Annotated in this window: 13 protein-coding genes; 9 read left to right on the top strand and 4 right to left on the bottom strand. The window is 42.0% G+C overall.

Annotated elements, in window-relative coordinates:
- Positions 1–66 precede the first annotated feature (66 nt).
- The 3 genes from F542_RS01360 (at position 67) to F542_RS01350 (ending at position 5,145) form a co-directional block, all read left to right on the top strand.
- Positions 67–924 carry an iron-siderophore ABC transporter substrate-binding protein gene (locus F542_RS01360; RefSeq protein ID WP_025266725.1) on the top strand — a complete coding sequence of 286 codons (858 nt, stop codon included), beginning with the start codon at positions 67–69 and terminating at the stop codon, positions 922–924.
- Positions 918–2,915 carry a Fe(3+)-hydroxamate ABC transporter permease FhuB gene (gene fhuB / locus F542_RS01355; RefSeq protein WP_025266724.1) on the top strand — a complete coding sequence of 666 codons (1,998 nt, stop codon included), beginning with the start codon at positions 918–920 and terminating at the stop codon, positions 2,913–2,915. The genes F542_RS01360 and fhuB overlap by 7 nt, the downstream gene beginning before the upstream one ends.
- A 145-nt stretch (positions 2,916–3,060) precedes the next feature.
- A complete protein-coding gene (locus F542_RS01350) occupies positions 3,061–5,145 on the top strand; it encodes a TonB-dependent siderophore receptor (protein ID WP_015433392.1) in 2,085 nt (694 codons plus the stop codon).
- Positions 5,146–5,215: 70 nt separating this feature from the next.
- Here the strand turns inward: F542_RS01350 and ftsX are convergent, their stop codons facing one another.
- Genes ftsX through ftsY form a run of 3 tightly spaced genes read right to left on the bottom strand, consistent with a single transcriptional unit; the run spans position 5,216 to position 8,361 of the window.
- The gene (gene ftsX / locus F542_RS01345) at positions 5,216–6,142 is read right to left on the bottom strand and encodes a permease-like cell division protein FtsX (RefSeq protein WP_015433393.1); all 927 of its coding nucleotides are present in this window, start codon (positions 6,140–6,142) and stop codon (positions 5,216–5,218) included.
- 9 nt (positions 6,143–6,151) lie between these two features.
- Entirely contained in the window at positions 6,152–6,805 is a 654-nt protein-coding gene (gene ftsE / locus F542_RS01340) for a cell division ATP-binding protein FtsE (RefSeq protein WP_015433394.1), read from the bottom strand.
- Positions 6,805–8,361 carry a signal recognition particle-docking protein FtsY gene (gene ftsY, locus F542_RS01335; RefSeq protein WP_025266723.1) on the bottom strand — a complete coding sequence of 519 codons (1,557 nt, stop codon included), beginning with the start codon at positions 8,359–8,361 and terminating at the stop codon, positions 6,805–6,807. The genes ftsE and ftsY overlap by 1 nt, the downstream gene beginning before the upstream one ends.
- Before the next feature lie 98 nt (positions 8,362–8,459).
- Between ftsY and rsmD the strand changes: the two genes are divergently transcribed.
- From rsmD to rpmA, 5 genes are all read left to right on the top strand, one after another.
- Positions 8,460–9,050, top strand: coding sequence for a 16S rRNA (guanine(966)-N(2))-methyltransferase RsmD (gene rsmD, locus F542_RS01330; RefSeq protein ID WP_015433396.1), 591 nt, complete (start codon positions 8,460–8,462; stop codon positions 9,048–9,050).
- A gap of 110 nt (positions 9,051–9,160) precedes the next feature.
- Positions 9,161–9,955 carry a glucosamine-6-phosphate deaminase gene (nagB, locus tag F542_RS01325; protein WP_015433397.1) on the top strand — a complete coding sequence of 265 codons (795 nt, stop codon included), beginning with the start codon at positions 9,161–9,163 and terminating at the stop codon, positions 9,953–9,955.
- A gap of 12 nt (positions 9,956–9,967) precedes the next feature.
- Entirely contained in the window at positions 9,968–11,110 is a 1,143-nt protein-coding gene (gene nagA / locus F542_RS01320) for an N-acetylglucosamine-6-phosphate deacetylase (protein ID WP_015433398.1), read from the top strand.
- A gap of 164 nt (positions 11,111–11,274) precedes the next feature.
- Entirely contained in the window at positions 11,275–11,586 is a 312-nt protein-coding gene (gene rplU / locus F542_RS01315) for a 50S ribosomal protein L21 (RefSeq protein WP_005711422.1), read from the top strand.
- 20 nt (positions 11,587–11,606) lie between these two features.
- Positions 11,607–11,864 carry a 50S ribosomal protein L27 gene (gene rpmA / locus F542_RS01310; RefSeq protein ID WP_015433401.1) on the top strand — a complete coding sequence of 86 codons (258 nt, stop codon included), beginning with the start codon at positions 11,607–11,609 and terminating at the stop codon, positions 11,862–11,864.
- Between the two features lie 230 nt (positions 11,865–12,094).
- On the opposite strand, the gene F542_RS01305 is transcribed toward rpmA, so the two are convergent.
- Entirely contained in the window at positions 12,095–12,757 is a 663-nt protein-coding gene (locus tag F542_RS01305) for a phosphoglycolate phosphatase (protein ID WP_015433403.1), read from the bottom strand.
- A 150-nt stretch (positions 12,758–12,907) separates the two neighbouring features.
- On the opposite strand from F542_RS01305, the gene wecA reads away from it, so the two are divergent.
- On the top strand, positions 12,908–13,972 hold the full coding sequence (gene wecA, locus F542_RS01300) for a UDP-N-acetylglucosamine--undecaprenyl-phosphate N-acetylglucosaminephosphotransferase (RefSeq protein ID WP_025266722.1): 1,065 nt from the start codon (positions 12,908–12,910) through the stop codon (positions 13,970–13,972).
- Positions 13,973–13,975: the final 3 nt, after the last annotated feature.

The raw sequence follows: 13,975 nt of genomic DNA, 5'->3' as shown, positions 1-13,975 counted from the left end.
TTCTTCGGAAATGACTTCTGCCAAATCTCCCCTAACCCCTCTTTGCTAAAGAGGGGGATCAGATCGGTGCAAATCAAGCTCATAGCGGTCGTTTTATCCTTATTCTTTGCAAATCCCCTTTTCGCCAAAATCGCCACCCTAGACTGGACGGTGGCTGAAACTTTAATTGCACTGGGGGAAAAACCAATTGCAGTGGGAGATAAGCCGAGCTATCGGGTGTGGGTAAACCACCCAGCTTTGCCTGATGAAACGGTGGATCTAGGTGTGCGTTTACAACCTAATTTGGAACAGCTTTTGGCGTTGAAACAACAGGGTGAACTGGTGTTTATCAATACCTCGTTTTATGCCAAAACCACCACAAACTTAAACCGATTTGGCACAGTAGAGATCGTGGATTTTTATCAGGCAGGTAATGCATGGCAGAATATTCTCACTGCGACTCGCCAAGTGGCGAAGCACATTGGCAAACCCAAACAAGCCGAACAGTTGATTAACGATTTTTCGCAAAAAATAGCGGAAATCCAACCGCTTGTTCAGCCTTATCAAACTCGCCCGATAGCACTGGTGCAATTTGCAGATAGTCGTCATCTGCGAATTTATGGCAAAAATAGCCCTTTTGGTGAGGTATTAAACCAGTTAGGCTTGATGAACGCTTGGCAAACAGAGGTGAATTTTTGGGGCTTTGAAAACATTGAGATCACTCAGTTGGCAAAATTGCCGAAAAATAGCCGTTTAGTGGTGATAAAGCCTTACCCTACCAACATTGAAACCGCATTAAAACACAATACGCTTTGGCAAAAATTGCCTTTGGCAAAAGATCCGTTGATTTTACCTGCCATTTGGACATTTGGTGGGGTACCGTCTGCACAGCGATTTGCGGAAAGTTTAGCGGACGGATTATTGAATGGTGGTGAGCAATGGTAAAAAATAAAAATGTCGGGACGCAACGCTTGCGTCTGTCATATTCGTATTTTGCGCTCGCTAGCGTGGCGATCTTGCAAGTGGTATTTGTCGCACTTTTTATTTGGCTACTTTCCGCTATTTTGCCAACCAATTTATCTTTGTTTGCCCTATTTTCCTCAAGTGAAAATCTCGATCTGCTTTTGCTGCAAAACTATACCCTACCTCGTATTGTGATGGCATTGCTCGCTGGTGGGCTACTTGGTGTGGCAAGTTTGCTTTTACAGCAGATAATGAATAATCCTTTGGCTTCGGATAATACACTCGGGATCAGTGCAGGCTCGCAGTTCGCACTTTTTTTAACGGCAATTTTTATGCCGAGTTGGCTGGAATATGGTGCGAGCGTTATTGCTTTGATTGGTGCTGGATTGAGTTTATTGTTGGTACTCGGTTTAGCTATGCGTAAAACCCTTTCTCCCCTCTTACTCATTCTGGCAGGATTAGTGGTCAATCTCTATTTTGGCTCATTTTCTGCCTTGATGATGTTGTTTTACCCCGAAGAGAGCAGGGGGCTTGCTCAATGGGGGGCGGGTTCGCTAGTGCAAGAAAGCTGGTGGGACAGTCAATTATTAGCATTGCAAGCGGTTATACCACTTGGGTTAATGATAATGTTGATTCGCCCATTTAGTATGTTGTCGTTGAATGATAATAACGCTCAAAGTTTGGGGGTGCCAGTCGCCAAATTACGTTTAATTGGGGTCTTCATCAGTGCATTGCTTATTGCAGCTGTCGTGAGTAAAGTCGGTATGCTGGGCTTTGTTGGCTTGGCTGCGGCGACGTTAATTCGCCAACTTGGCGTACAACATTTTAAAGGGCAACTACTTGGTGCATTTTTGTTAGGTGGGCTATTACTCGCTATTACCGATCTCGGCTTGCAACTGATTGCTCACTACTATGCGATCCATTTACCTACTGGGGCGGTAACGGCACTGATCGGCACGCCGCTATTGTTATGGTTGATGTTTCGTAGCCTTGCTCATACAGGGCGATTCACCGAACAAGGGCAACGGATAACGCAACGTTTTACCAAACAAACCGCCTATGGGCTGATTGCACTTTTTATCATCACATTACTGATAGCTTTTCTATTTGGTCGCAGTGCAACAGGTTGGACTTGGTCATACTCGCCAGAGTTAATCGCCCTTCGCATACCACGCATTTTAGTTGCCTTTGCTGTGGGCATCTTGTTGGCGGTGGCAGGGGTTATTTTGCAACGGCTAACACTCAATCCGATGGCAAGCCCTGAATTATTAGGGGTCTCATCAGGGACAAGTATCGGCATTTTGATTTTACTTTTTGTATCAACAAGTGAACATCAAAGCCTATTTGGGTTAGCAGGCATTATTGGTGCGGTTGTTGCACTATTAGTGATTATGTTGATTAACCAACGTAATGGTATGTTACCCGAAAAAGTATTACTGACAGGGATTAGCCTTTCGGCATTATTTGATAGTTTACAACGCCTTGCGATTGCTAGCGGTGATTTGCGTGCATTACAGCTACTCAGCTGGACATCGGGTTCAACACAACAAGCAACGCTCTCATTTGCTTTACCGTTTTTAGGTGTTGCAATGGCATTATGGGGCATCAGTTTGCTCTTTAGCCGTTGGTTAGCATTATTCTCTTTGCAAGTCCCAACCGCACAGGCATTGGGGCTGAATATCAAACATAGCCGTTTAGTGTTAATTCTGTTTAGTGCGTTATTAACGGCTCTCGCCACATTGATGATCGGGCCATTAAGTTTTATTGGTTTGCTCGTGCCGCAAATCAGCCATTTTTTAGGGGCAACACAGGTACGCAGCCAGCTGTTTATCTCTGCGTTATTAGGCGGATTGATGATGGTATTTGCCGATTTTCTTGGCAGACAAATACTCTTCCCTTATGAAATTCCAGCAGGTTTAGTGGCGACATTGATTGGGGGAACTTATTTTTTATTGATGGTGAGAAGAATTTAATAATTGATGCTGGTGCATTATGCACCAATAAATTAACCACAAAATAAAATGGGCGGACACATCGGTCCGCCCCTACAACCAAATACGACATTTAAATGACTAATTTACCTTATCATTTTCTTAACAACATTTTTAAGGACAAAAAATGAAAAAAAACTTTGCGATTTCCGCACTTTCACAAGCTATTTTTGTTGCTATTGCACTGCCTGCAATGGCAAATGAAGAGATTGCCCATTTAGATGAAATTACCGTTTCTGGTGGTTCAATGTACCGTATGGGGGAAGTGCCTGTTCATCAAGCAAAATCCGCAGTGGCAATAAACCGTGAAATGCTCGATCAACAAGCGGTGAATAAAGTGGACGAAATTGCCCGTTACCAAGCAGGTTTTGCAAATCAAATTTTTGGTGAAGATACTAATACCAACTGGTTGCGTGTACGTGGAGCAGACGTTTCACAAGCGGTGGATGGTTTACCTACATTTAGCTATGGTTTCTTTAATCCTTATGTGAATAGTTTTGGCTTAGAAGCAGTGGAAATCACCAAAGGGGCTGATGCGATGACTTTCGGAGCTGCGCAATCTGGTGGTTTAATTAACTATGTTTCTAAACGTCCACATAAAGAACAAGTAGGGCAAGGCGAGTTAAAACTGAATATTGGTAATAATACTCAGTATGGTATTGGTGCTGATTATACAGGACAGTTTGCGGAAAATGCTCGTTATCGTTTTGTAGGTTACTATGGTGGTAAAGATGGGCAATCAGATAATACGAAAAATGAAACAATTTATATTGCGCCGAGTGTGGAATTTGATCTGACAGAGCGTACGCGCTTAACTTTGCTTGCTAATTATCAGCGTGATCACGGTATCCCGAGTTCCAATTTCTTACCACAGGAAGGCACTGTTATTGCATCGCCAAATGGTTATATTTCTCGCTCGGCAAATTTTGGTGACCCTGTAAATGATACCGAAACTAACCGCCAATATAGCGTAGGGTATGAATTTGCCCACGATTTTGCTAACGGCTTAAGCATTAATTCTCGCTATCGTTATAGCCATATTGATAATTTCCACCGAGGTTCATACATCTATCCGTCTGCTTACGATGCCACTTGGAATCTAATCACTCCAAGTGCAAATAATTATAGCGTGATCCGTGGCGTTGTCTTCAATGATGGTAAAGCGAAATCACACACCGCCGATAATCACTTAACCTGGAACGCAAATATTACTAATTGGTTCAAAAATACTTTAGTGATCGGCACTGACTATCGCTATCAAAATGTCGATGCCCGTTATACTTTATTTGGAACAACTTCAGAAGCAGATATTTCAAATCCAACCGCAGGTTATAATCAAGCACAAGATGTGAGTACAGCACCACATGTGAATCTCAAAGCTCAACAATTCGGCTTCTATCTACAAAATCAAAGCCGTTTTGCAGAGAACCTAGTGCTAGGGTTGGGCATTCGCCACGACCGTGCAAAGATTAAAGAATATCAATTAGCCGAAGAGGCAAAATATAATGAAACATCTTACTCATATTCATTGATGTATGAATCTGCTGTTGGGATTAATCCGTATCTTTCATACAGTGAAGCATTCCATATGCCCGTTGGGATAAGCGGGGTAAATAAACTCTACAGTCCACAAACAACGAAACAATATGAAGTAGGCATAAAATACCTTCCAACTTGGCTAGATGGCACAATTTCTATTGCTACTTTCCAAGCAAAAGATACAGGAGCATTAGTGTCTCGTGATAGAGGGGCAACCGTTAGCAGCGAAGATCCTATTCGTCGCCGTGGGATAGAATTACAAGCCGATGTTAATCTGACCAATAACTGGAATTTAGGCATGGCTTATACTTATCTACAAGCCTACTCACAAACACCTGTCGGAAATGTACGTCGTCCATTACTGCCCAAAAATACATTATCTGCTCGTACAGCTTATAACTTCTCTGGTGCCTTCGAAGGTTTAATGCTCGGAGCTGGCATTCGCCATATTGGTTCTAGTGTGGGACAAAAAGATTATGCAATTTACCCAAGTGTGCGTGTACCAAGTGCAACAGTGGTAGATTTAATGGCACGCTACCAATTTAAAAATGGCATTGCATTACAAGTTAATGCAGATAATGTCGGAGACCGCCGTTATGTTGCAGCTTGTGATAACTACTGCTACTACGGTGCAGGACGGAACATTAATGCAAGTGTAAGTTATAAATTCTAAAACCTAAAAAAGGCTGAGCGAGCTCAGCCTTTTTGCAAATTATTGCGCATTTTCAAGCGCTTGCTTTTACTTAATAACGCCCACCTATTTTTTGAATATAGCGATTTGTAGCAATGTTTGCCGAGAGCCAGCCTAAGAAAACGCTACTCACCACAATAAGGAGCATCTCACTGGCATTGAAACCATGAATCTCAAATTTAACGGTGAACATATCCGCCACATAACGCACTACCCCAGTAAAATAACTGATCGTCATCATGCTAAATAACATTGCCAGTAAGCTACCTAAAAAGCCGTATATCATTGCCACATAAACAAACGGGCGAGAAATAAAGTAGTCGGTTGCCCCCAATAGCTGCATCACATCAATTGATGCTCGGCGATTTGCTACATCCGAACGTACGCTATTGCTAATCACCAAAAAGACGGCAAAGAACATCAGCAGCGTACAAGTAATAGCAACGCGAGCAATCAAGGTGCTGAGTGCCGCCAACTTGGCTATCCAGTCATTATCTAATCGCACATCTTGTACGCCTTTAATCTGTTGTAAACCATCGCGGAAAGTAATCATGTGATTGGTCGAACGAAACGCTTTTTTAGGCTTAAGTACCACTACGGCTGGCAGAGGATTATCATCTAAAATATCCAACGCATCACTTAAGGTTGCCGACCAAGCTCGAAATTCTTCCATACTTTGCTGACGAGAAATGTAGTGTAAATTTTCCATCTTCTCATTTTCAAAACGACGAATATTCTCAACCACTGCATTTACATCGTGTTCTGCTAGATTCTTGTGCAGATAGATGGTCAATTCTGGTTCAGGATAAAATTGTGATACCGCCTGAGAGGTATTTTTCCACAATAAATAACTCACGGTAGGAATCGTTAATGATACCGCAATCACGAGTACGGTAAGAAAGGTCGCAAATTTGCGTTTGAGCAGATCTTGCCAGACGGAGCGTAAAATATAACGTGTTTGCATACTCAAGAAATTCATATTCTTTCCTTACTTCAAATAGCCTTCTTCTAGCTCCAAACGTGGTTTTGGACGTTGGGCAATAATATGCGTATCGTGGGTGGCAATGAGCACCGTTGTGCCTGTTTTGTTGATCTCTTCAAATAAACGGAAAATCTCAAAGGATAAACGGTCGTCTAAATTCCCTGTTGGCTCATCAGCCAACAGTAACTGAGGGCGATGCACGATTGCTCTAGCAATATCCACTCGCTGTTGTTCACCGCCAGACAAATGCATCGGTAAAAAGTTTGCCTTATTTTCTAATCCGACAAGTTTGAGCGCCATTTTTGCTTCACGTTCTACAATAGTTTGGCTCTGTCCCATAATAATCAGCGGTAAGGCCACATTATCTAATACTGAACGATCAGTCAGTAGACTATAATTTTGATGCACCATACCAATTTGGCGACGTAAAAACGGCAGCTCGTGCTCCGTGAGGCGAGTAATATCATGCCCATTAAACACTATCTGCCCACCATTGGCACGCTCAATGCCCATAATCAATTTCAGCAACGTGGTTTTCCCCGCCCCCGAATGCCCAGTAATATATGCCATTTCTCCTTTCGGCAAATGGAAGCTAATTCCTTGTAAAGCGGGCTTTCCACCGCCTTTATAGACTTTACTCACGTTGCTAAATTTGATCATTATTTTTCATCCTCATGACTAAATAACGCTTCGATAAATTCTTCAGCATTGAATGGACGTAAATCATCAATTTTCTCACCTACACCGATATAGCGAATCGGAATATTAAATTGATCGGCAATCGCAAAAATGACACCACCTTTTGCTGTACCATCTAATTTAGTCAGCGTAATACCTGTTAGCCCTACCGCCTCATTAAACAGTTTCGCTTGGCTAATTGCATTCTGCCCAGTACCAGCATCAAGCGTCAGCATAATTTCATGTGGTGCAGTCTCATCATATTTTTTCATGACTCGCACGATTTTTTTCAGCTCATCCATCAAGTTATTTTTATTCTGCAAACGTCCTGCTGTATCCGCAATCAGCACATCAATACCTTTCGCCGCCGCCGATTGCATTGCATCGAAAATCACCGAAGCTGAATCAGCCCCAGTTGCTTGAGCAACGACAGGAATCTGATTACGCTCACCCCAAACTTGTAATTGCTCCACAGCCGCAGCGCGGAAAGTATCGCCAGCGGCAAGCATCACCGATTTGCCTTCTGCTTGGAATTTACGTGCCAGTTTGCCAATAGTTGTCGTTTTGCCCACGCCATTCACACCTACCATCAAAATCACATAAGGCTTTTTATTTTCTAGCACCAATGGCTGAGCCACAGGTTTTAATACTTCAGCTAACTCGTCTTTGAGTTTGACATAAAGTTGCTCTGCATCACGCAGTTGAGCTTTGGTAGCATGTTGAGTGAGATTATTGATGATTTTGGTAGTCGTTGGCATACCAAGGTCAGCAATTAAGAGCTGTTCCTCTAATTCTTCAAAGAGATCATCATCAATTTTTTTGCCACGGAAAAGATTGCGGAAACCAGAACCGATATTTTGTTTAGTTTTAATTAATCCTTTAATGAGGCGACTGAAAAAACCACCTTCACTTGGTTTTTCTTGGGTTTCAGGCTCATTTGATTTTGCAGAATTTTCTGAAATTTCAAGCGCTTGCTCTTCCAGTGGTTCTGTAGGGGCGTATGGCATACGCCCATTTTCATCATCAACTACATCAGTTATTTCTCGTTCGCTTGGGCGTACATTTTCCACCCCTACGTTTTCTTCGCTGGTTGTAATCTCTTCAGAAGCATTTGCAGAATTTTCTGAAATTTCAACCGCTTGCTCTTCCAGTGGTTCTGTAGGGGCGTATGGCATACGCCCATTTTCATCATCAACCAAATCGGTTGTTTCTCGTTCGCTTGGGCGTACATTTTCCGCCCCTGTGGTTTCTTCGTTGGTTGTAATCTCTTCAGAAGCATTTGCAGAATTTTCTGAAATTTCAAGCGCTTGCTCTCCCAGTGGTTCTGTAGAGGCGTATGGCATACGCCCATTTTCATCATCAGCAACATCTGTGATTTCTGGCTCGCTCGGGTGGACATTTTCCGCCCCTACGGCTTCGTCTTGTGGTAAAGCAATTCCTTCACTTTCTTCCTCAATCGTTGCTACGGTTTCAGCCTGTTCTTCCTTTTTACCGAAGCCTAACCACGACCAAAAACCTTTTTTCTTCTCTTCTGCCATTTTTTTCTCTCTAAAATTAAAAATCCATTTTTCACTAAAAATGGAATACACTAAACACAATTACGCAAGAGTTTACCACTATTTACAATAAATTGAGTATGAAAAAAAATCGAAATCCACAACAAAAACAGGCATTAGGCGAAGTTCGAATCATCGCAGGGCTTTGGCGTGGGCGTAAATTGCCCGTATTAAACGCCGAAGGGCTACGTCCAACCACCGACCGAGTAAAGGAGACTCTCTTTAATTGGTTGATGATGGATATTGCAGAAAGCCGTTGCTTAGACTGCTTTGCAGGCAGTGGCTCACTTGGGATTGAGGCCTTATCTCGCCAAGCACAAGCGGTGGTTTTTCTTGAAAAATTTGCAAATGCGGCTAATCAACTTAAAAAGAATTTACAGGCGTTAAAAACCGAAAAAGGCAAAGTTTTTAACACCGATAGTTTGCTGTTTCTTGCTCAAAAAAATAGCGAAGCGCCTTTTGACATTGTGTTTATCGACCCCCCTTTCCATCAAGGTTTTGTCCCTCAAGTCTTGCAATCATTAGCAGAAAACGGCTGGCTTGCGGAAAATGCATTAATTTATGTGGAGACGGAAAAAACACATGCACCGCTATCTCTACCTGAAAATTGGCAAATTTTAAAAGAGAAAAGTGCAGGGCAAGTAGTAAGTCGTTTAATCCAAACACGATAAATGTGATTTACTTCAAATTTTTGTAAGATTAACCATTACTGAAGCAAAATTTCTTCTATAATCCAAATTTATGAAGTTTTATTTCAAATTACTATTATGAGGAAGAAATTATGCGTTTAGTACCATTAGATAGCGCAGAACAAGTCAGCCGCTGGGCTGCTCGTTACATCGCTGATAAAATCAATGCTTTCCAGCCAACAGCTGAAAAACCATTTGTCTTAGGCTTACCAACCGGCGGTACGCCATTGGCAACTTACCAAGAACTCATTAAGCTCTACCAAGCAGGTAAGGTCAGCTTTAAACATGTGGTGACGTTTAATATGGATGAATACGTGGGTTTGCCTGCCGATCATCCTGAAAGTTATCACACTTTTATGTACAAAAATTTCTTCCAATATATTGATATTCCTGAAGCGAATATCAATTTGCTAAATGGCATGGCCGAAGATATTGAAGCAGAATGTGCACGTTATGAAGCAAAAATCCGTGCATATGGAAAAATTCATCTCTTTATGGGGGGGGTGGGTGTTGATGGGCATATCGCTTTCAATGAGCCAGCCTCTTCACTTAGCTCGCGAACTCGAATCAAAACACTCACCGAAGATACTTTGCTCGCCAATTCTCGCTTCTTTGACGATGATATTAATCAGGTGCCAAAATTTGCCTTAACTGTTGGTGTGGGAACTTTACTTGATGCAGAAGAGGTCTTATTGTTAGTTACAGGCTATAATAAAGCACTGGCGTTACAAGCAGGGGTAGAAGGGCCGGTGAATCATTTATGGACAATTTCTGCGCTACAACTTCACCGCCGAGCAATTATTGTCTGCGATGAGCCAGCTACTCAAGAACTGAAAGTAAAAACCGTCAAATATTTCAAACAGTTAGAGCAAAATATCGCTCGTTAAAAAGGATAAATTATGACCCATTATGCGTTAAGCAACTGCGTTATTTATACCGGCGAAAAGGTGCTATATCAGCATGCAGTAATAATTCAAGACGATAAAATTGCCGCGATTGTGCCACAAGAAAGGCTACCACATGAGATCACGCGAATCGATCTACAAGGCGCAAATCTTTCAGCAGGTTTTATTGATCTGCAACTCAATGGCTGTGGAGGGGTGATGTTTAATGAGGACACCACCGTTCGCACACTCGAAATTATGCAGGAAACTAATTTGAAATCAGGCTGTACCAGCTATTTACCTACCTTTATCACCGATACTGATGAAGGTATGAAAAGGGCGGTACAAACCATGCGTGAATATTTATCCCAATACCAAAATCAGGCATTAGGGCTGCATTTAGAAGGGCCTTATTTAAGCGTTGCCAAAAAAGGTGTGCATCGCCCCGAATATATCCGCGAAGCAAGCGCTGAAATGATCGACTTTTTTTGCAAAAATAGCGATGTCATCACCAAAATGACCATTGCTGCTGAAAATGCCACAATGGATTATTTACCGAAATTAAAAGATGCAGGTATTATTGTTTCCGTTGGGCATTCCAATGCAACCTACGCACAAACCAAAGCACGCATTGAGCAAGGTGTAGGATTTGCGACCCATCTGCATAATGCGATGTCGCCAGTAAGTAGTGGGCGTGAAGGTGGTGTCGTTGGGGCAGTATTGGATAGTGATATTTACGCAGGTATCATCGTCGATGGTTTACATGTTGATTGGGGTAATATCCGTATTGCGAAAAAAGCTAAGGGCGATAAGCTCATTATTGTGACGGATTCTACCGCCGCTGCTGGAGCGAACATTGAGCAGTTTATCTTTGTGGGCAAAGTTGTTAAAGTCATTGATGGCAAATGTGTTGATGAATTTGGAGCTTTAGGGGGAGCTTCGATCACCATGATCGAATCGATCCGCAATGTGATCCAGCATTGTGATATTTCTCTTGAAGAAGCGATCCGAATGTGTACGCTTTATCCTGCCAAAGCCATTCAGATTGAGGATAAATTAGGGTCTATTGAAGTTGGAAAAATCGCTAATATCGCTGTTTTTGACAATCAATTTAAAGTGATTGGTACCGTGGTGAATGGCGTTTGGAACGCAAATTAAGTCATTTTTTCCAACAAGCGGTTAAAATCTACAAAATTTCTGCAAATCTTGCTTGCTCTCAATCTTCTTTTTGCGTAGAATTGTCGCCCTATTTTGTATGAATTTAAGCGTGCCTAGCGCAAACCCTTATGGATAAGCAAATGGCACAAATTAGCGGAGTAAATATGTACGCAGTTTTCCAAAGTGGCGGCAAACAACACCGAGTAAGTGAAGGTCAAGTTGTTCGTTTAGAAAAACTTGAAGTAGCAACTGGTGAGAAAGTTGAATTCGATTCAGTGTTGATGGTCGTTAACGGTGAAGATGTTAAAATCGGTACCCCAGTTGTTGCTGGTGGTAAAGTAGTGGCAGAAGTGGTTGCACACGGTCGTGGCGAAAAAGTTCGCATCGTTAAATTCCGTCGTCGTAAACACAGCCGTAAACAACAAGGTCATCGTCAGTGGTTCACCGAAGTGAAAATCACTGGTATTCAAGCATAATTTCAGAGGAGATCTAGAAGATGGCAACTAAAAAAGCTGGTGGTTCAACTCGTAACGGTCGTGATTCTGAAGCTAAACGCCTTGGTGTTAAACGTTTCGGTGGCGAATCAGTATTAGCAGGCAGCATCATCGTTCGTCAACGTGGTACTAAATTCCACGCAGGTCAAAACGTAGGTATGGGTAAAGACCACACTTTATTCGCAACTGCTGATGGTAAAGTAAAATTTGAAGTAAAAGGCGATAAAAATCGCAAATATGTAAGCATCATTGCTGAATAATCTTCAGAAGCTATTTAAGAACCCTGCATTTAGCAGGGTTTTTTATTGGCTACAATTCAAAGAATAATACCATCGCCTGAAATATCACTCTTTAAATAGACGACCAAGTAAAAGTGGTCTGAATTATCTTGAGAAAAGCAGATAACAAGCGGTGACATTACTAACATATTTTGCAAATGCACACTCCGAAGCCTCGTATCCCTAATAAGGGAAATTTACTTGGCACAACGCTACACGATCTCTACTAATTTTGCGAAATCATCAAATACATAATCAGGCTGACTATCGGCAATTGGCAAATTGTAATTATAGCCATAGGTGAGCCCAACACTTTGACACCCCACCGCTTTTGCAGCAAGGATATCGTTCTTAGAATCTCCTACAAAAAGCATCTCATATGGATATAAACCAAATTTTCCACACAAATAATAGAGCGGCGCAGGGTGTGGTTTAATTACGGGGAGTGACTGCCCACCGAGGCTTTCTACAAATAAATGATCAATTTTAAATGCTTTTAATACTGGCAAGACATGTTTTGTAGGTTTATTGGTGACTACGGCGAGTAGATAGCCCTTGCTATGCAGAGCTTCTAATGTTTCCCGCACATTTGGATATAAACGGCTTTTATTACACACATTTTTACCGTAATGGCTGCTAAAACACTGCTTTAATTGTTGTAGTTTTTCACCTTGAAATTCATCAGATCTTCCTGTCCATTCTAGCGCTCTTGCTAACAAGATATCAGCTCCATTCCCAATCCAAGTGAGTACCAACTCTTCTGGTGCATTCGGTAATGCAAATTCGCTCAATGCTGAATTTAGCGATAAAGCCAGATCAGGTAAACTATCTACCAATGTTCCATCAAGATCAAACCCAATAAGTTTAAATTTCATTCTATACTCCTCATACAAGCGATTAAATTAGGCAACCGAGCTATTCTACTCTAATCTCACCTGATTTTCCTTAGCCTACTCTCTACTTTATGCTGTTCTTATGCTATGCTAACCACCGTTTTTCTGTCTTTTATTTGGGTATTTTCAACTATGTGGCTAACATTTCTCGCAGTATTATCAGTGTCCTTTATTACACTGATGGCTATGCGTCCTGTTGCCGAAAAGATAGGCTTAGTCGATAAGCCCAATTTCCGTAAACGCCACCAAGGCGTTATCCCACTTATCGGTGGCATCGCCCTCTATCTTGGTAACCTAGCTTTCTATCTTTTAGAATGGCAACAAATGCGATTACCCGAACTTTATCTAAGCGCTTTAACGATCTTATTAGTCATTGGAGTACTAGATGATCGTTTCGACATCAGCCCATTTTTACGTGCGGGGATCCAAGCTCTGCTTGCTGGCGCAATGATTTATAGCGGTTTATCTATCGAAAATCTCGGACAGCTCATCGCCCCATTTAGTCTAGAAATCGGTGCATTAGGCATTGTTCTCACCGTGTTTATCACCATTGGTGTAATTAATGCTTTCAATATGATTGATGGGATTGATGGCCTACTAGCGGGTTTATCTAGTGTCAGTTTTGCTGGGTTAGGCACATTAATGTATCTTGATGGGCAATACAATATTGCCGGTTGGTGCCTAGCAATTATCTTAGTATTACTTCCCTATGCACTGTTTAATTTAAGTCTGTTTGGAGCAAGATGGAAAGTCTTTATGGGCGATTCAGGAAGTACGTTAATTGGCTTTACCATTATTTGGATTCTGCTCCTTAGTACGCAGGGACAGGGCCACCCAATTAGCCCAATTACGGGCTTATGGCTGATTGCTGTACCATTAATTGATATGGTAGCCGTCTTCTTCCGCCGTCTAAAAAAAGGAAAAAGCCCCTTCCGTCCAGATCGCTTGCATATCCATCATTTGATGATGCGTGCAGGCCTTTCTTCCCGCCAAGCGCTTGCCGTAATCACATTTGGCTCAGCACTTTGTGCCGCTTTTGGCGTGCTGGGGGAAGTCTATTATTGGAACCAATGGGTGATGTTTCTCTCTTTCGTTTCTCTGTTTTTCTTATATTCTTATTCTATTGTGCATGCGTGGCGGATTACTCGTTTTGTGCGCCGTCATAAACGCCGTGCTAGAAAAAAACAACTTATTTAAGGA

Origin of the sequence: Bibersteinia trehalosi USDA-ARS-USMARC-188, from assembly GCF_000521725.1 — a bacterium.
GTDB lineage: Bacteria > Pseudomonadota > Gammaproteobacteria > Enterobacterales > Pasteurellaceae > Bibersteinia > Bibersteinia trehalosi.
This window is presented reverse-complemented; position numbering and strand designations above follow the sequence as displayed.